Source organism: Kitasatospora sp. NPDC096128 (genome assembly GCF_040303105.1).
Lineage (GTDB): Bacteria > Actinomycetota > Actinomycetes > Streptomycetales > Streptomycetaceae > Kitasatospora.
Genome location: NZ_JBEOSP010000020.1, coordinates 80479 through 105092 on the forward strand (window position 1 = coordinate 80479; position 24614 = coordinate 105092).

Here is a 24614-nt window from a genome sequence, read left to right on the forward strand (position 1 = left end):
GTTGATCATGACCCGTTGCTCCTCAGGACACGGGGCAGGTGGACGTGGCGGTGCTCGACCTCGACCTGGTGGCCACGGTCGCGACGTTCGCGGGCGAGGATTTTAGGTGAGAACGGATGCCCTGTGCCGACCCCCGGCACATCCGGTGGCGATGCGCCGGGGCCCGCGGGAAGGTCCGCGTAGTCGGCGAGATTGGCGATCAGTTCGCGGGCGCCAGGGGTGTTGAGGACGATCTGCTGGACTCGGGGATCGAGACCGTCCAGGTCGAGGATGTCGCGCGCGGCGGCCGGGTCGCGGCGCCGGTCGCGGACGTCCTCGACGCGGTCAGCGGTCGGCGGCAGGCATCCCTTGAGATGCAGGAAGCCGGACGAGAGCGGCGCCCTCGACACCTGGTCCGAGCTGATCTTCGGGCCCGCCTCGGTCACGCCCGACCGGGTCGCCCACGGCCCCGCCGTGCTTCGCGACCATCCCCTGACCGGCCACCGGGCGGCGGCCGCCCTGTCCCCCGTCCAACAGCTGCGTGCCAACCTGGGACAACTCCTCGACACCGTTCCGTTCTGCGTACCGGCCGACTGCGGATGCCCGCCGGGCTGCCAGCTGCGCGCCGTGCGCACCGGGGGACGTTCCTCCGTAGGATCACCGCCAGCGTCCGACGGAACGCCTGCAGCAAATTCATCAGGGCCGCTGCGCGGTCAGCGGCACCACCGTCGCGCCTGGGCGGCCCCCTCACGCCGAGGTCCACGATCCCGGCACCAGCCTCGTCCGCGGCCTGCTCTGCTACCGCTGGCTCCCCCCGGCCGACGCCGAGACCGCGGCTCCCTACTGGTCGCGGTACCGCCGGCCACCACCTGCCGCCGTCCTCGCTCTGGAGCGGCAGGCGTCCACGCCCAGATCCGACCGGCAGCCGTCGGAGGTCCTGTGCACGGCGATCCAGACCTCGCCCGGGACCGCGGCATGAACCCGAGGAGGCAGCGGCGCTTCTCTCTCTTGCCGAAACGGCCGTTTAGCCAAGCTTGTCAGTCGCAGGCCGCCGGATCGCACCGCCCGCCCGGGCCGCACTCAGGGCGCCGGTTGCGCGATCGGCCAGCGCGGCCCGTTCGGGCTGCACTGCCACGCCCACTGGGCGTCGGGAGTGACCGTGATGCCGTAGTCGTATCTGTCCGGGCGACCGAGTTCCTCCCACTCATCCCAGGCCGCGGCGACGGCGTCGCCGAGGCGGCGCGGCCCGCCTTGATAGAGCGCCACGGTGCCGTCGCCGCGCGCGGCGAGCGCCGCCCACGACCGGTCGCCGTCGTGCACCCAGGCGTTGACGCCGTCCTCGTCCCGGCCGGTGAGCAGCACCACGTCCGGCACGGCCACCCGCAGGGCGAAGCGCAGGTCCCAGTTCTCGTCGAGCGGGGCCAGGTTGCGTTTCAGTAGCCGCTCGGAGTCGGGTTCGGCGGTGCCGCGCACCGCGGTGTAGGCGGCGTGGCCGGCGGGTGTCGGCGCGGGGCCGCGCCGGTCGGCCATGAACTGCGCGAGGCCCTGCACCCAGCCGGTCGCGGACTTGCCGTCCTCGGCGACGGTGAGGGCGACGTGCCCCAGCCGGCCCCAGGGGTAGACGATCCGGCCGCCCGGGCGCACCGCCTCCACCCAGGTCCATGGCACGGCCTCCACGGCGTAGGTGGCGTGCAGGCGGTCGACCTGCCCGCCGCCGGGCACCCCGGTGCCGCTCGCGTCGGCGACCACCACCTCGGCGTCGAGCCCGGCTGCGGCCAGGCGGGCGCGGGCGAAGTCGGCCAGGCCCTCGTCCACCTCGGTGGACACCACTCGGCCGGGGCCGGCGCGCCAGGCGGCCAGGGCCGCCGTCCAGCCCTGGCCGGTGCCGACGTCCCACACCCGGTGCCCGGGCTCCAGCCGCAGGCTGTCCAGCATGTCCGCCACCACGGCGGGCGCGGACAGCGACGAGGACGGCAGGCCGCCGCGCACCTGGGTGACGGCCGCGTCGTGGACCCCGGTGAACAGCTCGCCGGCCCAGCCCTCGGGATCGACCGCGCGCTCCACCGGCACGTACGCCCGGCCGTCCCACCGCCACAACCGCTCCGGCGCGAACGCGTCGCGCGGCAGCGCCGCCATGGCCTCACGCACCCACGGGGACCCGGCCGGCCACGCCCGCTCGTCCTCCATCGCCGCGTCCAGGCCCGCCCGGCGCCCCACCAGACCCTCGCCGCCCACTGCGCGCTACCGCCCCCGCTTGCCGGTGCCCGGCGGCGGGGGCGGAACCTGCCCGTCCTTGTTGCCGGGCGGAGGCGTTCCCGACCCGGGGTCAGGTGCCGGCTTCTCGTGCTTGCCCATACTGCTGCCCTCTCGCGTCTGGGACACGGTCAGCCGCCCATCCTCGCTCACCCCGCCGCCGACCGGTAGACGGCGTACGGGGGCGCCCGAAGGGCGCGCCCCTTGGGCGGCGATCCCCGCACACAGCGCAGTCGGCTGCGGTCGTTCACGGCCGGCTTCGCGGACGGCGGTCGGGGTGCGGCAGGGCAAGCACTGCGCTGGCATGGCTGCGCGCAGCAGCCGGGTGGGAGCTGTCACGCCGTTCTCACAGGGGCGTAGCGGTGGAGGAGTGAGAGCGGGATGGTGCTGGCAGGTCGGTAGCGATATGTGGTCGGTCGGACGGTTCGTGGGAAGGACCGGTGCGTGTGCTGCGGCATGGTCGGTGCGGGCTGTGCTGTGGTGGTCTCGGGTCGTGCCTGGTCGGGCTCTCACGCGGCCTGGGGCTCGCCGTCGGGCAGGATGACGAGGAGCCGGCATCCGGTGGTGCTCTGGGGGTGATGTGCGCTGCCGGGGTGGCCGTAGATGTAGGTTCCGGCCGGATGGACATGGGTGCCGTCGTGGAAGTCGCCGGACTGGACGACGATGATCTCGGTGAGCTCGTGGACGTCCGTGGTGGGCCAGCGGGCGCCGGCGGAGAAGTCGACCTGGAGCACGGTCGCGCCGTCCGGGCCGGGAGGGAAGCGGCGGGCCGTGATGCCGGGCGCGATGTCGATCGGTTCCAGTTCGTCGCTGTGTGTGATGTCGAACCTCATGTCGCTCTACCTTCCTTCCTGGGTCTGCTGCAGCCATTCGTAGGGTTGTGGCACCCAGGGGGACCGGGCGTGGCTTTCATGTCGCTGCCGATCATGGTTCCGGAGGCTCGGCCACCCGGTTCCCCACGACGACTCGGCCGCCGATTGGGAACTGCGAGAAGGTCGCTGTGTAGAGCCTCCGGCGCGGGGTACGCGTCTGGTTGGTTTGGACGGTTGGTCAGGACGGGGTTGTGGCATTCCAGTCGCGGGCTCGCAGCTTGGCGAGTTCGGTGACCTCGGCGGCGAGCGTCTGCTTGATCTTGGAGAGCTCGTCCGCGTGGCGGTTGATCAGGGCGTTCTGGCGGTCGGATTCGGCGGCGAACCAGATGCCGATCAGGTTGGTGTCGCTTTTGCAGGCGACGTCCGCCTCGGCTTGGGCGATCTCCTTCGCGTCGGGCGCGGGGTCGGAGAGGGAGTCCATGTTCGCGGTTGCGCTGAGGGGATCGTGGATGTCGTGGCCGCGGGTCTTCATACAGGTGGACCAGGCCGCAATGGCGGAAGTCACCGGGGCGTCGGCCTGGGAGTCGGTGAAGGTCTGGGCTTTGATCTCTGTGACGAGGCCTTCTCCCCCGCTGGCGGGTCCGCCGGGCCCTCCTGCCGCGCTGGGCATCAGCCGCTCGAGCTCGGCGAGGCATCCGTGTTCGGGCAGTGCTTTTCCGGCGTACTCGGTGACGCGGACGCCGGTCTTCGGGTCGGCGCCGGTCAGGACGGTGCGGGCGCTGTCGCTGAGCTGTCCGAGTGTGACCGGTTGGGTAGCGGCTGTACCGCCGGGCCCGGCACTGCTGTGGGGCTGGTGGTATCCGAAGATGCGGGCGCTTTGCGCATCGGCGATGCCGTACCTCCTTTCCAGCAGGCCGTACATCTGGGAGCCCTCTGTGGCGGGCTGTGGGGGGACCGGGTAGTCCTGGCCGAAGCGCCGCATGCATGAGCCCATGGCAACCTGGCGTACCCAGTTGTAGTCGGACGCTTGGCTCGACGTCAGCATGTAGGCCTCGATCGGTAGATGCAGGCCCTCGACGCCGTTGGTGGCCTTGGGCGTCGGCACCGGAGCCGACGGAGCCGGTTGCGGTCCGGAGCAGCCGGCGAGCATGAGGACCGTGATCGGCAGGACCGCCGTCGTCCGTAGAACGCGGCGGATCCACCGCGTTTGCACCCTTGTGGGGGCCGCGTCCGCGGCGCTGGTGGTGATTCGAGGGGGCTGCACGGGTCTCCACGGTGTGGGAAGGACGGTTGAGGGACCGGCCCCGTTGGGGTGCGGGGCCGGTCCTCGGTGGTGCGGCGTTGGCGGGCTGTGGTGTCCGGCCCGTCATGGATGTCAACCAGTGCTTCTGCCAGCGCCGTTGTGGGCTAGTCGCAGTAGACGCCGGCCCACTCGTTCTTGTTCTTGACGGCCTTGGTGAGGTTGCCGCCGCGGTAGGGCGGCACCCAGTTCGAGTCGCCGACGGCGCCGTACCCGGACCACACGCCGAGGGGGCAGCCCGAGGCGTTCTCGGCGGACGCCGCGTTGTGCCAGATGTGCTGGCCCGCGCCGCGCGAGCCGTAGGCGTCGGCCTGGAAGATCCCGTACGTCCAGTCGCGCGGGCCCTGGCCCTCCCGGAAGGGCGACTTGTAGGCGGCGCCCTCGGCGTTGGAGTTGTAGTAGAGGCACCAGAACGTGGCGGAGTCGCTGCCGGTGGTGCAGCGCCACGGGTTGCTGTAGGTGCTCCACCCATTGATCCAGGTGGGGTTGGGTCCCATGATCGCCGGGCTGGCCTGGGCTGCGCTGGTGGTGGTGATCACGCTGGCGGCGGCGAGCGTCAGGGTGGCGGCGCCAAGGATGATCCGGCGCGTCCTCGAGGTGGCGCGGGTGCGGGTGCGGGTGAAGGTGGTCATGGTTCCGTCCTTGTCTGAGCGGTCGGTGCGATTGGAGGGCCCGGTTCGTAAGCCGAGCTCCGGGACGGCTGCGCCCGGTCTTTCAGGCGGCGGCGCCCGCCTGGGCTCTGGGCCGGGTCTTCGCCGGCGTGCCGAGCGCCATGTCGACGGCCTCGGCCAGGGTGTGGGCGATGGGCGCACCGGTGGCTGCGAGAGCGGTCTCGCTGTGGGATCCGCCGGTGTAGAGGACGACGGCGATGCCGGCCTGCTCGGCGGCGAGGGCGTCGTCGGCGGAGTCTCCGATCGCCACGACGTGCTCCCTGGGGATGCCGAGCGCCTGGACGTGGCGGTGCATCGCGGCGGATTTGGTCCCGCCGGTCGGTCCGCGTCGGCCCTCGGCCGCGCGCAGCAGTGTTCCGATGCCGTGCTGTGAGAGTTCGGTGAGCAGCCGGGTGTGGGAGTGCAGGGACAGGAGTGACTGTGTGCCGCCGCGGGCGATCCAGGAGAGCAGGGCCTGTCGGGCGCCGGACATGAGGTGACCCGACTGGGGGAGGTGCTCGTGGTAGACGGCCTGGTAGGTGTCGTCGGCGGTTCGCCACTCGGTGACGGTCAGCGGGCGACCGAGGAGCCTGGCGTAGAAGCGGGGGACCGGGACGCAGTAGGTGTCGCGGTACTGGGGCAGGGTGATGGGAGTCTGGCCGATCGCGGCGAGCGACTCGTTCACGGCCAGGAGGCGGGCTTCGTTGTCGTCGAGCAGGGTGCCGTTCCAGTCCCATACGGCGTGTCTGCGCTGGGTGTTCATGGAATTGTTGTCTTTTCTCGGCCATGCCTGCGGCGGTTTTATCCAGGCTCAAGGAATGGGTGGTGGAAGTGGTGCCGCAGGGCTTTCGGATAATGGGGTTTCGGTCATTCCGGTGTCGTGGCGTACGGTCATCCAGGCGGGGGTGGCACGGGGTTGGGATGGATTGTGCGTGGTGATGCGGTGCTTCAGCTTCCTACGGGTGCAGTTGCGTGCGTCCGCGTTTCCTTTCGGGGCCTCGGCTGCTGAAAGGCCAGGAGCGAGAGGGCTCCGGCCGCACATGCTCCGGCGAATCCGTAGGCCGCTGACGGCCCGGTACGGTCGATGAGGGCACCGACCGCGGCAGTGCCGGCCGCGCTGCCGATTCCCACTGCGGTGACGAGCCAGCTGAAGGCCTCGGTGGCCCAGGCCGGGTCCACCGCGCGGCCGACCCGCTCGAAGATCCTTCCGAGCAGGGGGCTGAGGGCCAGCCCCGGCAGGACGGCCAAAGCGGTCATCACCCACAGCTGGGAGGGAGCCACCACGAGCGGTACCCAGCCCAGAGTGAAGGCGAGCAGGCACAGCGCGAGTGCACGGATGCTGGTTTCCCGACGCCGCGTGAAGAACACGCCTCCGATGGCGCTGCCGGCGCTGAACGCGCCCAACAGCAGGCCCGCGCCAGCCCTGCTGCCGGCCTGCTGCGCCCAGGCGGTCGCGGCGACGTTCTGGGCTCCGAGGCAGACCCCGACGAGTCCCAGTACCGACGCCATGGCCCTCAGTTCTCTCGATCGCAGGGGGCCGAGCCAGTCACCGTGGCGCGGATGGCCGTGCTGGGAGCGCGATGGTGCGCTGCTGGCCATCGCCCACGTGCCGACCAGCCCCATGCTGCCGACCAGGGCCAGCGCCGTTGCAGGCCCCGACAAGCTCACGATGGCGGTGACCAGGAGAGGACCGAGCGCGAAGAGCACCGACTGGGACGCGACGTCCATGCCGAGCGCCGCCTGCTGCAGATGTTGCTGGACCATCCGCGGCCACAGGGCGCGCAGAGCTCCTTCGAGCGGCGGTGTGGCGGCCCCGGCGACTGCGGCAGCCACGGCGCACAGCAGGGGTGCCCGCGCCGGCAATGCGGCGAGGGCTATGAACGCGACGCAGGACACCGATGCCGATCCCAGCAGCGTCGGCTTCTGCCCGTACCGGTCCGCCAGCCGGCCCAGGGCCGGCTGTCCGATGGTCGCTGCCAGTCCGTAGATCGCCGCGACCGCGCTCGCCCACATGTAGCCGCTTCCTGCATCGGCCAAGCACAGCAGGATGGCCAGCGGTGCCGCCGCGACGGGCAGGCGGCCCACCAGGGACCCGGTGAGGACACGCGGGACGTGAGGCGCGCCGAGGACTGCTCGCATCGGTGCCGCCAGGTCGTCGCGGCTCGAAGCAGCCGTGAGGTGTCGGGTCAGGGCAGGCATGCAGGTCCCAGGGGTTCGGATGGGTTCGGGTCCCTCCGCGAAGGTGCTGCGGTACGGGCGTTGGTCGCAGCGGTGGGGTTCAGGTCCGCGGGCCGATGGTCTTGTTCCTGGTCCCCCGGCGGTTCCCGGAGCGCCTGGGCCACCAACGGCGGCCAGGGCGTTCTCGCAGCAGGCTGGCCATACGCGCGAATTCCGCTTTTCTCGCCCGTTCCTGGGCGTCGAATTCGGCTATCCGGCAATGTAACCAGTCCACAGTGGTTGCTCCTTTGGCGGATTCACGCCGGTAAGGTCGACCGGCTCGGCTCGGCGGTACGCGACAACGCCGAGCCGAGCTCCGAAGCCTCTCCGCTGGCTTCGTGGTACACGCTAGGCATCGGATTCCTCGCCGGCACCGGATGAGGGCGGTTGACGGCGCCGGCAGACCGCGATGCGGGAAACTCCGCCACAACTTCCCGTCCGACAGGATTTGGAATCCGGCTGTCCGGGCCGAGCGGGTGCGTCTGCACCTGCCGGGAAGCGTCTGGCCGCGCCCGTCGGGCCGTGCCGTCGGCTGGAGCGACCGGGCCGCACCGCGAGGGCGTCCGAGCAGACAGCGTCCTCCTCGACCAGAGTCTCGCGCGATCTCCACTGGCTGCTGTGCTGCATCTGGTGGCTGTCACCAGGATGGGATTGGCAACCGGGTCAGCTCCTCGGCTTGACCATCCCAGTCGGCGGCGACACGAGGCGCCGAGTTGACGACCGCTTGCGTGCTGACTGGTGTCGGTGCAGGAACCCGTCCTGGCCGGTGGGCCCGACCGAGGCGCGGTTGGTGGCGCCGCGGCCCGCCCTGGCCCGCCGTACGCGGACCGGCGAACGGGAACTTGCCCGCAGACGTGGCCGGTTGGCTACCGTGTGGTTATGCCCGCCAAAATCCTGACTCCGGACCAGGTCCTTCGTGTGGTCGCCGCGTTCGAAGCAGCCTGGAAGAATGATGACGATGCCCTGGTTGCGCTGGCTCACCCCAGTCCCGGTGAGGAGCCGCTGACTTCGCTGATCGCCGACTACGGCACGATCATGCTCGACAAATGGCTGCTGACCGTTACCGGCATCGGACGTTTGCCAGAGGCGGAGCAGGCGCAGGCCGCGGAGACGTTCAACGCCAGCCTTCCTGGCCACCTGGCCGACTTGACCACCGCCTACCTTCACGGTTGGGCCCACAACGCCGACTCCAGCGTCGAGGCCGTAGGCAACCTCGCCCGCGCAGTCTTCGAAACGTACCTCAGCTTCGCGTCCGCCGGGGATGACCGGAGCGAGGTGCAGGCGCTACTCAACGACCTGCGGGAAGAGGCCCTGACCCGTTCGTGACCCGGCAGGGCGGGGCAGTCGCGCTCTCGCCAACTCCTTCATGGAAGTGCTCAGCTGAGAACGCCCGGGGCCTGGTGCCCGCATCAACCGGTAGACCGGCCGGGATGGCTCAGCGGGCACGGGATCGGTGAAGGCCTGGCCAAGCCGGCGGTCTTCACCAGCGCGGTACTTGCTCGTCGGCGGTGCGCAGTGTGCAGGCGGTGAGGACGACCGAGTGGGGGTCGGGCCGGGCGGGAGGGCGGAGTGAGTGGCCCGCCCGCCAGCTCCTGTCACGGATCAGGTCAGCCTCGCCGTATTCGCCAGCGGTGCCCTGCCGACTGTGGCTCGGTGCGCTGGAACGAGGGCCCGTAGTGTCGGTGCTCCGGCCGCTGCTGTAGTGCTTCCCGGTGTGCGGCAGCCCGGGCGCGTTGTGGTGTCGAGGACGTCGGCACACACCGTGATCCAGCACAGAGGCGATTGCTCGACGTCGACCATCTCCTGGCCGTAGCCCGGCCAGGCCGGGACATCGACCCCGGAGGTCAGAGGTCGAAGTCGGATGATCCGCACCATCGCAGGACGGATCCTGCGGTGGTCCACCCGGATCCGAAACCCGCGAGGAAGACGGTCACGCCCGGCTGGATGAGACCGGCGTCGATGGCGCGAGCGGCACTGATGCCGACAGATGCCGAGGCAGTGTTGCCCAGGTCCTGGACGGTTGTGCAGGTCCTCGACATCGGCACGTCCAGGCCCGCCAGCACGCTCTCAATCAGCCGCAGGTTGGCCTGGTGCAAAAGCACCAGGCCGGCGTCCCGAACGGCGCTCCCGCTGCCGGCCTCCAGGTCGCGGATGAGGGCGGGGACCTGTTTGATGGCGAAGCCCTTCACGGCCCTCGCGTCCATGCTGAAACCACGCAGGTTCTGGCCCTGCAAGACCAGCCCCTCATACCCTTCGGGCACGGTGCGGGAAGAGCTGTAGACGATGCCGCTGCCTGGCCGGCAGGGACGTAGCAGCCAGCAACAGGCGCCGTCCCCGAAGATGCTGGCCGCCAACGCTGACTGAGGGCTGATGTCGTCGAAGTCCATGAAGGTGCTGCTCGCCTCCGATTGGACGACAGCTACGAGTTTCACGCCGGACCGGACGAGCTGTTCTCCGACCTGCAGGACGCTGACTGCGCCCGCGCACCCCGGTCCTACGATGTCAACGGGCGCCGAGCGCGGGGTAAGGCCGGACTGTGCCATGAGGCGGGCACCCAGCCCGGGCATGATGAACGTCGGTGTGTTGGTCGAGGTGACTACGGCATCGATGTCTCCCACGGCGATCCCCGCGCGGGCACAGGCGTTGGCCACGGCCTTGTGAGCCATGGTGACCACGTCTTCGTCCTTGGCGCAGTGGCGACGTTCCTCGATCCCAGTGCGTTCACGGATCCACGTAGCCTTGAGACCGGTCAGCGGCTCAAGGTCGCTGTTCGTTACGGCGCGGGCAGGTACGTAGGCTCCTACGCTGACGATCCCGGCACTCATCCGTTGCGGTCCCTCTCTCTTGACGGCTCGGGGCATGAGGCGGCGCGGAGAGCGCCGTACGCGTGCGGCGGAGGAGGGCGGGCTCTGGTCTTGCCGTATCGGCCACCGCCTGGTCGGCTCGCCCCCGTCCGCACCGCCGCGGGTCTCGAGTGGCGACGACTGTCGTTCTGTGTCGCAGCGCGCACGTGGCCGGCTTGTCCGGCGGCACGCTGCCCTGGAGGCTTTGCACGATAGGAGACGCCCCTATCCGGCGGGCGGCCATGCGCCCCTGGGAGTGGCCAGATGCCGTGCCCCGGGAACATCCGGCGACGGTTCCCGCGCGGCAGGATCACGGGGCCCAAAGCCCCTGATGCACCGTCGTCAGCACCAGGCCGCCCGTCCCCTGGAGCAATGCTCAGGACTTGTGGATCAGTCCCGGGAGGGCGCATAGAGGGCATACCTTCCCCAATGATCCGTAAGGTCTCCGAGTAGGCCCGCGTTGCACCGCGGGTCGGGAAGGGCACGCCCGTGCTCAGCGTAGTCACCGACGACGGCTCCACCCAGTCCGGCTCCCTGATCGATGAGATCGTCCGCGAAGGCGCCCGCCGGATGCTCGCCGCCGCGCTGGAGGCGGAAGTCAACCAGTACATAGCCGAGTTGGCCGCCGAGGCCGACGAGCGCGGGCACCGCCTGGTGGTCCGTAACGGCCACCACCGGTCCCGCACCGTGGTCACCGCGGCAGGTCCCGTCGAGGTCAGGGCCCCGCGAGTGAACGACCGCCGCGTCGACGACGCCACCGGCGAGCGCAAGCGGTTCTCCTCGAAGATCCTCGCGCCATGGTGCCGCAAGTCCCCGAAGATCTCCGAGGTGCTGCCGCTGCTCTACCTGCACGGGCTGTCGTCCGGGGACTTCGTACCCGCGATGGAGCAGTTCCTCGGCGGCACCGCCGGCCTGTCGCCCGCCACCGTCACCCGGCTGACCAAGCAATGGAGCGACGACCACGCCGCCTTCCAGACCCGGGACCTGTCCGACCGCGACTACGTCTACGTCTGGGCCGACGGCGTGCACCCCAAGGTCCGCCTCGGCCAGGCCCACTCGTGCGTCTTGGTCCTGCTCGGCGTCCGCTTGGACGGCACCAAGGAGCTCATCGCGCTCGCCGAGGGCCTGCGGGAATCCACCGAGTCGTGGGCCGACCTACTGCGGGACTGCCGCCGACGCGGCATGCGCGACCCCGAGCTGGTCGTCGGCGACGGCGCCATGGGTCTTTGGCGGGCGCTCGCCGAGGTGTTCCCCGCTGCCCGGCCGCAAAGGTGCTGGGTTCACAAAGCCCGCAACATCACCAACTGCCTGCCCAAGTCCGCGCAGCCCGGGGCGACGAAGGCGATGCAGGAGATCTACAACGCTGAGGACCGCGGCCACGCCGAGAAGGCGATCGAGGCGTTCGCGAAGACCTACGGCGCCAAGTTCCCGAAGGCCGTCGCGAAGATCACCGACGACCAGGACGAACTGCTGGCGTTCTACGACTTCCCAGCCGAGCACTGGATCCACCTGCGGACCACGAACCCCATCGAGTCGACGTTCTCGACCGTCAAGCTCCGCACCAAGGTCACCCGCGGCGCCGGCAGCCCGGCCGCAGCCCTGGCCATGGTGTTCAAGCTCGTCGAGTCCGCCCAAGCGCGATGGCGCGCGATCACCGGCGCCCACCTGGTCCCCCTGGTCCGCGCGGGCACACGGTTCAAGAACGGCGTCTTGGTCGAGCGTCAGGAGGAGGCCGCGTGAGCAGGACCGTTCGGCAGCCTCTCTCTACGAGTTCTGGATCGCGTTCACGAGGCCGGCGATGAGATGTGCCCGCTCGGCCATGGCGTCGATCACCAGGTACTCGTGGTCGGCGTGCGCCCCGCCGCCGACTGCTCCCAGGCCGTCGAGTGTCGGCACGCCGAGAGCGGCCGTGAAGTTGCCGTCGCTTCCGCCCCCGACCGCCTTGCCTTCGAGGTCGGGAAGGAGCAGCCGCGCCACCGCGAAGAGATCGGCCGAGGCGGTCTCTGGCATCGGGGGCCGGGTGACGGCTCCTTGGACCGCAATCTCCGCCCCGTCGAGGTGCGGGGCCAGAGAGGCGAATGCGGACTCGATGCGGTCCTTCTCATCGGATGACGTGACACGGACGTCGACGAGAATCGTCGCCTCGGCGGGAACGACGTTGTCCATCGTGCCCGCCGACGCGACGGTGGGGATGACGGTCGTGCCGATGTCGGGTCGCCCGAGCGCCGCGATGTCCAGCACCTGGTGAGATGCCTCGATCAGGGCATTGACGCCGGCTTCGGGCTCAAGGCCCGCGTGCGAAGCCCGGCCCGTGACAGTGACTTCGAACGTGCCGCATCCCTTGCGCCCGGTCTTCACGGCCCCGCCCTCGGCCGCGCCCTCGACGACGAGTACTGCGTCACAGGCAAGGGCTCGTTCCTCGATGAGGGCCCGCGAGGTACGGGAGCCGACCTCTTCGTCGGAGGTCACCAGGATTTCCACGCCCGACCGGTCGTCGAGCAGCGCCACCCCGTGAATGGCCTGCACGAGACCGCCCAGCATGTCGAAGACCCCGGGGCCGGTGGCGTGCCCGTCCCGGACCGTGAACGGTCGGCGTTCGAGAGTGCCCAGCGGAAACACCGTGTCGTGGTGCCCGAGGATCAGTACCTTGGGGTCGCCACCGGCGGACCACTGGACGTGCGGCCCGGCATCGGTCTCAAAGAAGACGGCCTGCCCGCCGAGACGGTTCTCGATAACACCGGCGACAGCCTTGGCCGATGCCGTCAAGGCATCGATGTCACGCGACGGGGACTCGACATCGACGAGTGTCCTCAGGTCCTCGATCATCGCGTCAACACTCACTGGGCCAGCCTTGTGCATCGTCATGCTGCCACAGTAGGCGAGCCCGCCGGACTGAACGGAGCGCCCCGAGCCAGCCGCCACCCCTAGCCTCGGCGACTCAGCTCCACGCCCGTCATCCCCTTTGCATTGCCCAGGCGATCCACAGGAATTGACAATTGCTCCGTCCCCTGCGGGCATCGGCGGATGAGAGCCAATGGGCCCGCCCGCCCTCGCTGCACGTCACCTGCACGTCGGCGAGTACCCTGTGCTGGGGTCCCTGGTCCAGGTCACGGACAGCTGCGCGCGGAGTGCGCCCGCAGCGGGCCTGGATGCCACTTCGCACTGCCTGTGGAGGCCGGCCCCGCTCGCCCAGTACGCGGGCTCACAACTCGCTACCGGGTGTCCGCGGCGTGGGCCAGAATGTGAGGCGCCGAACCCAGGGGCGGGCGGCGGTCGACCAGGGGCGGAGCATGGGCGCGGACACAAACACGGGACTGGACTGGCCGGTCGCCTATGGGAGCTGGCGCCGGACGCCTGCCTTGACGGGTTTCACCGAGCTGCTCGTGTTGGTGCGGCGCCTGCTGGAGGTACCGGACGAGGAGTGCGAGGTGACCAGGGGACCCATCAACGGGCCGCAGGTCGCGTACGACTTCGAGGGCCGCGCGCATCTGCTGATGGCGACCGGCGCCGGTCCGCAGACGATCGAGACCCGCGAGACGAGCGTGGACCCGACGGTCCGCACTGCCATTCACCACGTCACCAGGGACCAACCATGACCATCCCCAAGCAGCAGTCGGCTCCGGCTGCCGAGGAGCACACCACCCGCACCGAGGTGACCATCGGTGCCACACGCTGGTCGGATATCGAAGCCGACCTGCTGACGCTGCCGCGGTCCCGGCGTCGCGGCCGGGGACCGAGCGCGCTGCAGATCCTGAACGGGCAACGCAAGGAGGCCCATCATGAGCAATACCTGAAGTTCCTCCTCGCCCCCCGCGAGGTCCACGGTCTCGGGACGGGGATGCTGAGCGCCCTGCTGAGCCTCGCGGGGCTGACCGAGCTTGCCGCCAACCCCCGCCTGGCCCGGGCACACGTACACCAGCAGGTCCGCGGTGCCACCAGCCGGCCGGACCTCATCGTCACCAGCCCCGCGGCGTCGGTCGTCATCGAGTTGAAAGTCGACGCGCCGGAAGGCAACAAGCAGACGACCCGCCAAGGAGACGACTTCGCGGACCTGCCCGACCCGGTCTTCGTCTATCTCACCGCCGCTGGCGAGCCCGCGCGGGACAAGCGATTTCGACCTGTCGCCCTGCGCGACCTCGCCGGCCAGCTCGCACGCCTACTCGCCATGCCGATGGCCGGGCCAGCAGCGGTAGGCCGCCGCCATGCAGAGAACTACCTGGACGACTTGGAGACAACCGTGGGTATCAGCACCGACGACGATGACGACGCCCGGTTCTGGATCACGCACAGCACCGCGCTCCTGGCCGCACAGGACGCCGCGCGCCGTCTCCTGAAGCTGCTGCCCGCCCACATGACCACTGCCCTCACGGCCCTGGCGGCGGAGATCGGAGAAGACCTCACCGTCGCCACAGTCCCGTACATAGCCAAAGGCAACGAAGCCAGCTACCCGGAGACGGCCGTCATAATGAGCCGGCCACAGTGGCTGACCGGCGACACCCCAGTGCTCGGGTTCGGACTCGGCATCCGCCGTGAGACCGACCAGCACTGCGGTCCTGACCCCGACGACAACTACCTGCGGCCCTTCTACGGGATCTACTGCACCGACCCAGCCGTCAGCGCCGACATCAACCGCCGGTTCATACACAAGGGGTGGGGCGGACACTGGGCATGGTGGCAGTACGTGAACCTGACCGCCCAGCCGCACGGCATCGGGTTCCTCGAACACAACGCTGCCGCCGCCACCCGCGCGATCCGCGACGCCTGGCTGGACCGGTCAGGCACGGTCGAATCAGTGTGGGCCGGTCACCGGAACCGCTGACCTCCGCAGCATCAAGCCCGCATGCTCAGCGGTCGTCCGCATCCAGGCACACGATACGAAACGACAACGCGGCCGCGTGATCACCGTGTCCGAGTGGCGCGGGCGGAACGGCAGTCAGTTCCGTCGCGTCGGATGACTCTCCAGCGCACGAACGCGCTCGCCGGATCGACAGCGATGGCCTCCACGAGGCCTTGGGCCCGTGAGACGCAGAGCTGGCATGCGATCCGACCCGGTAGGACAATCCCCCCTGGCGTGCGGCCCATCAAACTGCCCGGTCCGGTTGTGCCGACCTACTCAACACCAGCCTGTCCGCCGCGGGCATCAGCTCACCCCCTCACCGGCCGCAATCCTCAACCGGATGGGCGATGTCACTGCTGCATGGGATGGTCCGCTGGTGCTCATCTCCCTGCCGTCAGCGCAGCGTTCAGTGCGCGAGGCCCTGCCGGGGCCTTTGTTCCGGCACATGCCCCGTGCGCTCAAAGCCCACTGGCTCCGTACCACAGGCCATCTCTTCCTCGGCGCCACTCCTCTTCGGGGTTACAAGCGCAGCAACAGGTGGCACGTCGACGATCGCGACCTGCCAGCGGCAATCGAGGCACTCACTCGCGCCGCCGCCGAGCCTGGCCAGCTCGTGCCTGCACGTTTCGTCTGGACCGGCATCGAACCCCGCTCCGACCGCCGCGACCTGGACTGGCGCCTGCAGGTCCAGCGGGACCTGTTCACGCGGGTCGCTGGGGAGCCGACGGCCGACGGATCGCACCTGCTCGACGCCGACGCGGACCCGGCGCTGCTGCTCCAGGCCACGGCGGCACTCGAGCGCATGCGTGACCGTCACGGGTACCCCGGCGGGAGGAGCGATCTCGCGATCGCGGGGCTCCCTGTCTTCGATCTGCTCAGCCGGGCCGACGGTTCGTGGTGTCTGCCCACGGCCTGGCTCGCCGTTCTCGACACATGGCAGCGGCGCTCCGAGGAGATGTTCGCGGCCAGCTGCATCTGCGTCGACTGCAGCACGGACGGCGGCGAGGAGGCCTCCTGGGCCTGGCGCACCTCCGGCCAGAGCGGCTGGGTCACGCGCTGCCCGAAGTGCGCGGCCCGAACCTTCCAGCGCTACGCCGGCACCATGTTCGGGGTGTTGTATGAGAGTACGCGCCGAAAGCGGGTCCGCGCCGACGACTACCTGTGCTCGGCCTGCGGCACCACGCAGGCCGCGGCCTGGGACCATTGCCACCTGCATCATTTTGTCCGAGGACCTGTGTGTGCGAGCTGCAACTCCAGCGAAGCAGCCGGCACCGGGCTGTGGGACTGGCCCGATGGTCCGGGTATCGCCGCCCCGGGCGTGGTCCGGCACCTCCTCGCCTGCAAGGGATGCCGCACCGACGGCACCCTTCCGCCGCGGTACCTGACCCGTCTGATCACCGAGCGGCTCCGCGCGACAGAGCACCACGCACCGTGCAAGGCGCTCCCAGCGGTGCGGGTGAAGCTCGAGCACCCACTCCCCGCGGCCCTCTCAGCAACGCTGACGTGCCCCAACCACCTACGCCGCCCGGTTACCTGGGTCGTCGAGATCTCCAGCACCGACCTCCGTGCCTGGGTGGCCGACCTCATGGAACAGCACGGCTGGAAGCAGAGCGCCACCCCGGCACCATGCTGAGTTCGGCCCGCCCCCAGCGGTACGACGCCCACGGGCCGCCGATACCCACCCTTCCGTGGCAAGGAAACGGTCGGTCTGCAACGCCCATGGCGGGTCGCCAGCCCCCTGACTCAACCGCGCCTACCTGCTTCCGCGTCCTCAACAGCGACGTCAAGATCTTCACCCACCCCCGCAGAGGCGGGCGGTCCCGTCACTCGCTGACCGACAGCATCACCTGGAACCGTTAGGCATATCGCGAGACATCGTCAAGCTAGCTTCAGCACCGGAGTGTCAAGCATCTCCTCGGACCTCACAGACACCGGGGCGTGCGATCGGCGCCGGGTGGCCGTTGTCTCCCACCGGCTGGGGCGATCGAGGCTGCTCAGCGACCGCTCCCCCGGTCCGGGTGAACCTGAGCAGCGGTCGCTGGGGCTGATCGTTGACCCGCCTGGTCAGCGCGATTCGGCTTTGTCGATCAGTGTCTGAGCGATCAGTCGCATTGGCTCCCATGACTCGTCGAGGGGAGCACCGCCTTCGGCCGCGGCCAGGAAGGCGTCGATCCTGCCTTGGATGTACTGCTTGTTGGTCAACTCGCCCTGGTAGTCCTGGACCGACTCCTTGAAGGCCTTCCACTGAACTGGGGTCGGGGCCCCGTCGGGGCCCTGCAAAGTCGTGAGGCCGAAGTAGAACTCGATCGAGCATGCTCGGCCGTTGACGTTGTCGTTACTCTCGCCGGAGGGCCCCAGGGTTGGGTAGGAGTGCGCGTAGTCGAGGTCGGGCAGCAGGCAAGCGCTGTAGTGACTGGGCAGTGTGATACTGGCGAGTTGCCTGATCGCTTCCCGGCCGGCGGTGTCGTTGTCGACGAGCCCGATCACCCGGTTCATTACCCCGGCTGCGGCGAAGCTCTTCAGGGTCGCCACGACCCGGTCGGTTCCGCCTTGGGCTTTCGCGGCGTCGAAGTCGAGAAACTTGAAGTACCCGGCGATATCCGGTCGGACGAGTCTCAGTGCCTGGGGCAGGACACGGGAGTCAAACCTGCCCTCGGTGATCACGATGACGGGCCCCGTGCTGGCCGTCTCGTTGCGGAGATCCTGGAGTGCTTGCGCCGCGACGTTATCGGTGCTCCTGAACGCGCCGTCCGCCAGAAGGTCGCCGAGGTCAAGCCGGAGGACGGTCTGCGGGTCCTGTCCTCCCAGGAGCCCGGCAAGGAGCCAGCGTTGGTCTGGTTCGGCCCCGAAGTAGTGCTCGAGCTTCTGGAGGCAGAGCTGCTCCAGCTCGGTCAGGTTCCTCCCCGCGAAACTCCAATCGGCGGCACGCTTGAGGTAGGCCTGGAGCCCAATGTCGGTGACGTCGTCGCCGTGGACCACGTAAAATTCTGGTTCGCCGCCAGGCCCGGCTTTCCCGTCCGGAGCCTCGATGACGTCCCCCTGCAGCATCTGCTCCCGGTAGGACAGCGTCATCATCTGCCGACAGCGCTCTGCGGTGAAGCCCATCAGCTTGAGCCTGGTGACGGCGGTCCCGACCGTTGTCCTGTAGCCGAAGCGCTCGGCATCGTCGGCGCGCTGGTATCGGTAGGCCTCCGGGTCAATGTCCGGGTACGTGCGGAAGGTCTCCGGGTCGTCGAAGTCAAAGTCAGGCAAGCCAGCCTTTGCCCTGTCGATCATCCGCGCCCACGGTCGGTGCATGTACTTGTCTTCCTCCTGGAAGACGGTCATGAGTTTGGCCGGTGCGTCCCATCTCCCTTCGAGGATCTCGTGGTCCCCCAGGAACAGGCGCCAGACGTTGCCCATGCGGAATCTCCGTTCATGCAGCCGCCGCTCGTGCTGCTCATCGATGTCGATCCATCGTCCTCCGCAACTGAGGCCTGGTCTCACGGCTTTGCGAACATCAGGGGTGAGGTGACAGTGACCGGAGCCGGTGCCGGCCAGCAAGCGGCGCTCCCGCGGTGAGATACACGCCACCTTCGGAGGCCGCCGCCCTGCCGGTGGCAACCGTCATCGCGGTGCTCTGACGGATTCGCTTTCCCGAGGGAAGCACTCACTCACCACCGTCCAGGCCGCTCCAGGTGTTCCCGCACCTGTGCCGCAACCGTCATGCCACGGCCAGCCTCATAGAACAGCACGCCTGAACGGTCGAACCACCACGGCATCGTGCGCAGTTTGGTCAGCCTCAGCGGCACGGCGCGCAGTCCTCCCACGCCACCGGTTTCTGCGGCAGTGAGACGGGGGCATGAACGTCGCGACCCCGCCCGTACATCCGGCCAACCAGGATGGCCACGGTCCAGCGATCGCCTATCGGCACTCTGCCGCTGGCCCCGCCCGCTGGCCTGTGTCCGTGTCCACGGCCTTCCGGCCCTGCCCGGCTGCGACAGCCCGTCCTGCCCCGCGAGGACGGTTCAATCCTGCCGGTGGCTGGCAGCCATCACGCGGTGGTCTACCGCTCGCTCAGTACCGATGCGACACCGCGCCGCATGGATCTGCTCCCACGCTCCGCAACCGGCCCGGCGCCAACGACTACCCTTGCTCGGCCTGCGGGGCCATGGCATCTGAACTCCTCGTGGACGATCGCCGGGCCGATCGCCAACCGTGTCCTTCTCGAGGCCCCAGACCCGGTCTGCCCGGTTCACTCCAGACTGCCTCTCCCCGCCATCATCGAGCAGGCCTGCGCCGATTCCGGAAACGTCCTGGTGGCTGGTGAACGAAGGGCTGAGCATCCGACGCCTCAGGAGAGCGCGATCCGAAGTCAACGACGGCCGATCGTCCAAGACGTAACCCAATGCGAGGGTTCTCGTCTTGGGCGATCGGCCAAGAGGTCGTGACCCTGGTGCTGTGTGAAAGACAGAGCAAAGGGGGGTGCATCATCGCAGGTGGGAGGCCTATCTATCCAAGATCTGCTAGAGATCGGTGGCCCCTTCGACGTGGATCTTGGCAGGTACTGGCAGGTAGCCAGCTCATCGGATGGTCATCTGACTGATCCCTGTGGATAGTCTTCGACGCGCAGGGGCTGATGAATCGCCACACGGGTTCCAGGAGCGGTAATGTGATACCCGACCATCCGCAGGTTGATCTTGGATGGGTGCTAAGAGAAGAGTCCTACAAACGCCGAACCCCGAGGTCTCGGCTCCCAGGTGCTTGGCGGCTGCTGGGAACGGATCGCTCGGGGCCTAATCGGCGTCAAGACCATGGAAGGTGGTCTCGACATGATTGATGGTACCCGTGTACCCCCCGAGGGACACAAGAAGACCCACCCCGTCGCGCGCATGAACGCTCCGCGTCGGCCCGGTGGGTCGCGTCATGTCTGAGGCCGTCCGGCTCGATCCCCCGACTCTTTCTCCTCAGATGTCCGTCCCGATGCAGCCGTATAGGCGTTCCGGGTTCGGTTGTCCGCTCGTCGACACACTCCTCCAGGAGTTGGTCGCCTTGAGCTAAGTCTCTCCGGCGGTGCTCTGACGCTTCCCTTTCCCGAGGAAAGCACTCACTCACCACCGTCCAGGCCGCTCCAGGTGTTCCCGCACCTGTGCTGCGACCGTCATGCCACGGTCGACCTCGCCGAAGTTCCCGCCTCGGCCTGTCCGACCAGGGCCCGCTTCCGGCTTCCACCCCGGCTGCGGGACACCGCTCACCGCCCCCATTCCCGGGGCGGGTCCTTCTTGGTTCTCCCAGAACCACCACCAGCGACCACCCGGATCAAGATCCGGGGACGCCGAGGGCGGCCTTTTGCATGCCCTCGTCTGAACTGAGGACGAAACCAATGATGCAGGATTCCCCTGCCCTTTGTCAGGTTGAGACTGCCCAAATTCGGGATGTCGACCGAATCTCCACTCTCTCGGGGGACATTTCCGCCCACACCGCACACCCGCCACAGAGCTCGCCCGACCTCGAATTCGAATCTAAGTTCGATAGGTACGAGGCCTCGAGCTCCCGCCGCCGGGGCAACGCACCCTCGACGGTGGCCGCGCTGGAGCGCGCCCGTGCCAAGGTCGCTGCGGTTGAGGAGGCCAGCGGTCTACCTGCCCTGTCGCTCGGCCCGGACCAGGCTGCCCGCGTACGCGACGTCGTCCGGCACATCAACGCCCACCCCTACCTCGCGCGCCTAGGCGGCGGCGAGCGTCTGACCGCGCACCTGTACGTCGCCCACGCGGGCAGTGACGGGTTCGCCACACCCGGCCTGGCCCGGGTCGGCGCACTCCTTGGAGTCGACGCCGAGAGCGCGGGTGACTACCTCGCGAGGGTCTCCGGTCTTGGCTTCCTGCGGAAGGCGGCCCGAACTCGGCGCCACGACGGCTCCCTGTCGGTCTATCGGGTCGCTGTCCGACCGATCACTGACGCCGCCGCGCGTGGGGCAGCCCGCCGCATGAACCGGGCCCAGTGCGCCGTCCTCGCCCGGTGGACCGTCGCTCTGCTGTCCGACACCGACGTCACTATGCTCGGGCCGGACGACCGGTGGCGGCTGCTCCAGATCGCCGCCGAGCACCCGGACGGAGTGTTCTTCGGCGAGCAGGGAGTGCTAGCCAGGCTCTGGGGCCTCTCTCCCTCCGGCACCCGCAAGGCCGTCGCCCGGATGCGCCAGGCCGGCGTGCTAACCACCGAGCAACTTCGCGACGGGGGCGGTCGAATGGGCCTTACTCGATGGTGCATCGCCCCGATCGCGGCCGCCGTCGCCACGGCGCGGGCCGGATTTGCCGACGCCCAGACCGCGGTTGCCGCCCTTTCTGACAGCCTGCGCCCAGACCTCGACCGACGTCCTGTCCTGCCGAATGGGCCATTCAAGATCAACTATGGCTCTGACCTGCACAAACACCAGATCGCCGCAGGTCAGAACCGGCGTCCAGCTCTGCCGGGGCTGAACCCTCCTCCCTCAACGCTCGATGGTGAACCCTCCGTTCACAAGGTGCGGGAGGATAGCGCTGAAACGGACGGGCCGAGCAAGCACGTGGTCCAGCACAAGCCTGACCCGGCCAAGACCGAGCCGACCCGGGTCACCGAAGGCGTCCGGCTGCTCGGGGCAGTCTGTGCCAAGCTCGCCCTGGACGACCCGCGGTGGTCTCAGGTGATCGGACCCGTGCTATGGGACCAGGGCCTGGTTGTCGATGGCTTGCTCGCTCTCGGTTGGCTACCGACACAAATCGAGTCCCTGCTGACCGGCCGGCAACTGCCTCACCCGGCGCAGCTCACCACCAGCGTCGGCGCCGTCGTCGCTGGTCGACTCCGCGCTGCTGCCTTGGCGCCGACCCCAAGCATGGTCACCCCTATGACCTCGGACTCTGATGGCCCGACGGTCCCCGCACACCCGGAACGTTGGTGGCAGGAGTGGGCCGGCCCCCGCCACAGCAGTACCGAGGCGGCGAGCCGATCAGTTGCCGACGCCACAGCTCGGCGTACTGGCTCCGAGTGCCAGGGTGACGACGGCCTGTGCGGCCGCCCGACTAACGGCGATCTCCTGTGCTACCACTGCAACCCCACCAGGACATCGCCCGAGGAACAGGCTGCTGCTGCAGCTGCCGCTCGCTGGGCGGAAGCCGACAGGAAGTTCCGCAGCCGGGGCCAGTCGGCTAACCCCTTTTCCGAGCACTGGCTGAGGGACTGGCAGCTGTCCGACTACCGTGCTGACATCACCACCGACTGGCTCTCTGACCGCGACATCACCAGCCAGGCTTCCGACGCCGAGCGGCTCATCACTGGAGGCCGGTGAACCACCTAACCGATGACCGCTGAGCAATGAAAGACGGCCTCGAGGCCGCCGTCGAGCGTGTCGTGTAGACCGTCTGATGGGTGTCCCGTCCAGCCGAAGGTGTCCGGCGATCAAACATTGACCTGCGTCCGGAGACTGCACCCGTACCCCCCGGGGCAGTGCCTTCAGGTAGATCTGGATTCTGATCGTCGAAGCACCTCCGCTGCCCGACCGTAGATGGCCACCGTGGAGAGGATTGCACGTGGAGATACCCGCAGTTCACGACTTGGATCATCCGTTGCGAAGCCGCCGACTAGCCAACCTGGCCCGGACAGATCAGCGAATCGTCACAAGTAGAGCCGGACGAGGTCAGGTGCACCGGACGGCACAGTGACAAGCACCTTGAGCCTGAGCGTGTCAGTGCCTGCGCCGAAAGATCCGCCTCGTGTTTACCGTGGTAAACGTCGTCAGGGCCTTGTGCCGGAAGAAGTCCGGCAGGCATCGCAGGAGGCGAGACCGAACCCGGTGGCGCAGACTACCGCACACTGACAACGAAGAGGCCCCACCGAAGTGAGGCCTCTCCCCGATGACTCAACTTCTGGAGCCTCCCGGCACCCACGGCCGTCGGCTCGGCCGACCGCTTCAGAAGCCGCCGGGGCTCACACATACTACCTCCCCCACGAGGGCTGAAGCCTTGATCTACCGGAAGCCTCAGGCTGTCCCGTCCTACGAACCGTCGGCCGCCGCGATCTCCTCAGATTTACCGTGGTAAACCGTGCTCGTGACCCAGCCGAGACACACCGGATGTGAGGCAGAGTCCAACCTACGGCCTGCGATCTGAGAGGATGCCCAAGTCCGAAGTACCGGGAGATAGCCGGGAAGTCCACGGACATCCGAAGTACCGGGATATGCCCGGGAAGTCCACGGATGGAGCACAACAAGATATGGCGTTCGTATTCGTCGTCGTCAGCCGTAAGGGCGGCGTGGGCAAGAGCACCATCACGGTGAACTTCTGCGCGACGATGGCCGAAGTCCTTGCCCCCGACGAGATCGAGATCACCCCCGCAGGAACCAAGCGGCTTGCCCCCGTTGCGGCAGTATCGGTCGACCCTCAGGGATCAACGGCCTGGTGGGCCGACAGGGTCGGCGACAACCTGCCGTTCGTCTTCGCCGAGGCGTACGACGATCTCGATGACCTCAAGCGCCTGCGGGAAGCCACGGCCGTCGACTACGTCGTGGTCGACACCCCCGGGTGGTACCCACCCGAGGCCCGCGACGACAACTCCGGAGACCCCATCGGTGAAGGCCGAGGGCCCGACGCAATCCGCGCCGCGCTCGACAACGCAGACCACGTCATCGTTCCGATCGAGACCGAGCCGATGAGCTGGGAACCGACCGTGAGGACGATCGAAGACGTGATCAAGCCGCGTGGCCTTCCCTACACCGTCGTGGTCTCGAACTGGGATCCGCGCGATGGTGAAGCTGATCGGGACGATACGAAGAAGTTCGCTCGGTCCAACGGCTGGCCCGTGGCCAAGACTGTCATCCGCCACTACAAGTTGCACGCGAAGGCTGGCGCCGTCGGCCAGGTGGTGACCCAGTACCCGAAGTCCCGGATCGCCCAGGAGTGCCTGCAGGACTTCACCAACCTCGCCCTCGAGATGCAGATGCGCACTGCGAACGACCGCCGGAACGGAGCAGAGCGCTGATGAGTAGCCGACGAGTCAACGCCTCAGATCTGTTCGCGGGTCCCGGCACCGAGAGGCCGACCACGGTCGAGGGCCCGCGCATGATCACGGTCAAGACCGACCGCCTGCTGCCCAACCCGCACAACCCCCGCGACGAGTACGGCGATCTCAGCGACCTGGAGACCATCGCCGACATCCAGCAGCAGAGCCTGCTGATCGTCACCCGCGCCGCGTACCTCGGTCTCTACCCGGATGAGGATGAGAAGACCCGCGGCAAGGATTACATCGTCGTCAACGGCTGTCGCCGGCACATGGCCGCCGTGAAGTGGGGGCGGCAGGAGCTGTTCTGTCTGCTCGACAACTCCGTGGCCGAGTCGCGGGCCAAGCTCATGCGTGCGGCCTATGACGAGAATATCCGCCGCAGAAATTTCGACGCATTCGAGGACGCGAAGGCCGTGATGGCCATCGTCTCCGAGTACCCCTCAGCGAAGGCGGCAGCTGAGGCCGAAGGTTGGTCGACCGGCTACATCTCCCAGCGGAATAGCATCCTGAAGCTGTCCCCCGAGGTCCAGCAGGCCGCGGTGGGCATGCCCCTTCGGGACCTGCGCGCGTTCGCCACCAAGGTGGTACGGGCTATGCCTGCCGGTCAGCAGCTTGCGGCACTCGAAGAGTTCAAGGCCAAGCTCGCTGGCGACCAAGACGCCGCCAGCGCCGAACCGACCGCTTCAACGAGGCAGGATGGCTTGGCGGAGG

General features: G+C 68.6%; 18 protein-coding genes. 8 read left to right on the forward strand and 10 right to left on the reverse strand.

Going from position 1 to position 24614, the window contains the following annotated elements; genetic code table 11:
• Positions 1 to 5 precede the first annotated feature (5 nt).
• The 7 genes from ABTY61_RS22880 to ABTY61_RS22910 all read right to left on the reverse strand — a co-directional run bounded on the left by ABTY61_RS22880 (position 6) and on the right by ABTY61_RS22910 (position 7193).
• Entirely contained in the window at positions 6 to 425 is a 420-nt protein-coding gene (locus ABTY61_RS22880; RefSeq protein ID WP_350506891.1) for a hypothetical protein, read from the reverse strand.
• A gap of 634 nt (positions 426 to 1059) precedes the next feature.
• Complete coding sequence (locus tag ABTY61_RS22885; RefSeq protein ID WP_350506892.1) at positions 1060 to 2214, reverse strand: methyltransferase domain-containing protein; 1155 nt, start codon at positions 2212 to 2214, stop codon at positions 1060 to 1062.
• Positions 2215 to 2741: 527 nt separating this feature from the next.
• Positions 2742 to 3065, reverse strand: a complete 324-nt coding sequence (locus tag ABTY61_RS22890; protein WP_350506893.1) for a cupin domain-containing protein — start codon at positions 3063 to 3065, stop codon at positions 2742 to 2744.
• Between the two features lie 217 nt (positions 3066 to 3282).
• Positions 3283 to 4149, reverse strand: a complete 867-nt coding sequence (locus ABTY61_RS22895) for a hypothetical protein (RefSeq protein ID WP_350506894.1) — start codon at positions 4147 to 4149, stop codon at positions 3283 to 3285.
• Between the two features lie 302 nt (positions 4150 to 4451).
• Entirely contained in the window at positions 4452 to 4976 is a 525-nt protein-coding gene (locus tag ABTY61_RS22900) for a hypothetical protein (RefSeq protein ID WP_350506895.1), read from the reverse strand.
• An 82-nt stretch (positions 4977 to 5058) separates the two neighbouring features.
• A complete protein-coding gene (locus ABTY61_RS22905; protein WP_350506896.1) occupies positions 5059 to 5757 on the reverse strand; it encodes an HAD family hydrolase in 699 nt (232 codons plus the stop codon).
• A gap of 185 nt (positions 5758 to 5942) precedes the next feature.
• Positions 5943 to 7193, reverse strand: a complete 1251-nt coding sequence (locus ABTY61_RS22910) for an MFS transporter (protein WP_350506897.1) — start codon at positions 7191 to 7193, stop codon at positions 5943 to 5945.
• A gap of 897 nt (positions 7194 to 8090) precedes the next feature.
• Between ABTY61_RS22910 and ABTY61_RS22915 the strand changes: the two genes are divergently transcribed.
• Positions 8091 to 8537: a hypothetical protein gene (locus tag ABTY61_RS22915; RefSeq protein WP_350506898.1), complete on the forward strand. Its 447-nt coding sequence runs from the start codon at positions 8091 to 8093 to the stop codon at positions 8535 to 8537.
• 518 nt (positions 8538 to 9055) lie between these two features.
• Here the strand turns inward: ABTY61_RS22915 and ABTY61_RS22920 are convergent.
• Positions 9056 to 10036 carry a 3-oxoacyl-ACP synthase III family protein gene (locus ABTY61_RS22920; protein ID WP_350506899.1) on the reverse strand — a complete coding sequence of 327 codons (981 nt, stop codon included), beginning with the start codon at positions 10034 to 10036 and terminating at the stop codon, positions 9056 to 9058.
• Positions 10037 to 10543: 507 nt separating this feature from the next.
• Here ABTY61_RS22920 and ABTY61_RS22925 point away from each other — a divergent pair.
• Positions 10544 to 11794, forward strand: a complete 1251-nt coding sequence (locus ABTY61_RS22925; RefSeq protein WP_350506900.1) for an IS256 family transposase — start codon at positions 10544 to 10546, stop codon at positions 11792 to 11794.
• A 24-nt stretch (positions 11795 to 11818) separates the two neighbouring features.
• Here ABTY61_RS22925 and ABTY61_RS22930 read toward each other — a convergent pair whose 3' ends face one another.
• On the reverse strand, positions 11819 to 12919 hold the full coding sequence (locus ABTY61_RS22930) for a M20 family metallopeptidase (RefSeq protein ID WP_350506901.1): 1101 nt from the start codon (positions 12917 to 12919) through the stop codon (positions 11819 to 11821).
• A 425-nt stretch (positions 12920 to 13344) separates the two neighbouring features.
• On the opposite strand from ABTY61_RS22930, the gene ABTY61_RS22935 reads away from it, so the two are divergent.
• The 3 genes from ABTY61_RS22935 to ABTY61_RS22945 all read left to right on the forward strand — a co-directional run bounded on the left by ABTY61_RS22935 (position 13345) and on the right by ABTY61_RS22945 (position 16524).
• Positions 13345 to 13650 (forward strand): hypothetical protein, encoded by a 306-nt coding sequence (locus ABTY61_RS22935; RefSeq protein WP_350506902.1) that lies wholly within the window; start codon positions 13345 to 13347, stop codon positions 13648 to 13650.
• Positions 13647 to 14873: a hypothetical protein gene (locus ABTY61_RS22940; RefSeq protein WP_350506903.1), complete on the forward strand. Its 1227-nt coding sequence runs from the start codon at positions 13647 to 13649 to the stop codon at positions 14871 to 14873. The genes ABTY61_RS22935 and ABTY61_RS22940 overlap by 4 nt, the downstream gene beginning before the upstream one ends.
• 358 nt (positions 14874 to 15231) lie before the next feature.
• A complete protein-coding gene (locus ABTY61_RS22945) occupies positions 15232 to 16524 on the forward strand; it encodes an endonuclease domain-containing protein (protein WP_350506904.1) in 1293 nt (430 codons plus the stop codon).
• A 431-nt stretch (positions 16525 to 16955) separates the two neighbouring features.
• Here the strand turns inward: ABTY61_RS22945 and ABTY61_RS22950 are convergent, their stop codons facing one another.
• Positions 16956 to 18293, reverse strand: a complete 1338-nt coding sequence (locus ABTY61_RS22950; RefSeq protein WP_350506905.1) for a HEPN/Toprim-associated domain-containing protein — start codon at positions 18291 to 18293, stop codon at positions 16956 to 16958.
• Between the two features lie 1960 nt (positions 18294 to 20253).
• Here ABTY61_RS22950 and ABTY61_RS22955 point away from each other — a divergent pair.
• From ABTY61_RS22955 to ABTY61_RS22965, 3 genes are all read left to right on the forward strand, one after another.
• The gene (locus ABTY61_RS22955; RefSeq protein WP_350506906.1) at positions 20254 to 22194 is read left to right on the forward strand and encodes a hypothetical protein; all 1941 of its coding nucleotides are present in this window, start codon (positions 20254 to 20256) and stop codon (positions 22192 to 22194) included.
• A 923-nt stretch (positions 22195 to 23117) separates the two neighbouring features.
• Positions 23118 to 23882, forward strand: coding sequence for a nucleotide-binding protein (locus tag ABTY61_RS22960; protein ID WP_350506907.1), 765 nt, complete (start codon positions 23118 to 23120; stop codon positions 23880 to 23882).
• Between the two features lie 80 nt (positions 23883 to 23962).
• The coding region (locus ABTY61_RS22965) for a ParB/RepB/Spo0J family partition protein (protein WP_502895400.1) at positions 23963 to 24614 on the forward strand (652 nt) is incomplete at its 3' end.

What these genes read in the sequence shown, in the direction of transcription:
- ABTY61_RS22935 (WP_350506902.1), top strand. Translation starts at nt 13,345, where the DNA reads ATGGGCGCGGACACAAACACGGGACTGGACTGGCCGGTCGCCTATGGG.
- ABTY61_RS22900 (WP_350506895.1), bottom strand. Translation starts at nt 4,976, where the DNA reads ATGACCACCTTCACCCGCACCCGCACCCGCGCCACCTCGAGGACGCGC.
- ABTY61_RS22905 (WP_350506896.1), bottom strand. Translation starts at nt 5,757, where the DNA reads ATGAACACCCAGCGCAGACACGCCGTATGGGACTGGAACGGCACCCTG.
- ABTY61_RS22910 (WP_350506897.1), bottom strand. Translation starts at nt 7,193, where the DNA reads ATGCCTGCCCTGACCCGACACCTCACGGCTGCTTCGAGCCGCGACGAC.
- ABTY61_RS22940 (WP_350506903.1), top strand. Translation starts at nt 13,647, where the DNA reads ATGACCATCCCCAAGCAGCAGTCGGCTCCGGCTGCCGAGGAGCACACC.
- ABTY61_RS22955 (WP_350506906.1), top strand. Translation starts at nt 20,254, where the DNA reads ATGATGCAGGATTCCCCTGCCCTTTGTCAGGTTGAGACTGCCCAAATT.
- ABTY61_RS22945 (WP_350506904.1), top strand. Translation starts at nt 15,232, where the DNA reads ATGGGCGATGTCACTGCTGCATGGGATGGTCCGCTGGTGCTCATCTCC.
- ABTY61_RS22960 (WP_350506907.1), top strand. Translation starts at nt 23,118, where the DNA reads ATGGCGTTCGTATTCGTCGTCGTCAGCCGTAAGGGCGGCGTGGGCAAG.
- ABTY61_RS22950 (WP_350506905.1), bottom strand. Translation starts at nt 18,293, where the DNA reads ATGGGCAACGTCTGGCGCCTGTTCCTGGGGGACCACGAGATCCTCGAA.
- ABTY61_RS22915 (WP_350506898.1), top strand. Translation starts at nt 8,091, where the DNA reads ATGCCCGCCAAAATCCTGACTCCGGACCAGGTCCTTCGTGTGGTCGCC.
- ABTY61_RS22930 (WP_350506901.1), bottom strand. Translation starts at nt 12,919, where the DNA reads ATGACGATGCACAAGGCTGGCCCAGTGAGTGTTGACGCGATGATCGAG.
- ABTY61_RS22920 (WP_350506899.1), bottom strand. Translation starts at nt 10,036, where the DNA reads ATGAGTGCCGGGATCGTCAGCGTAGGAGCCTACGTACCTGCCCGCGCC.
- ABTY61_RS22890 (WP_350506893.1), bottom strand. Translation starts at nt 3,065, where the DNA reads ATGAGGTTCGACATCACACACAGCGACGAACTGGAACCGATCGACATC.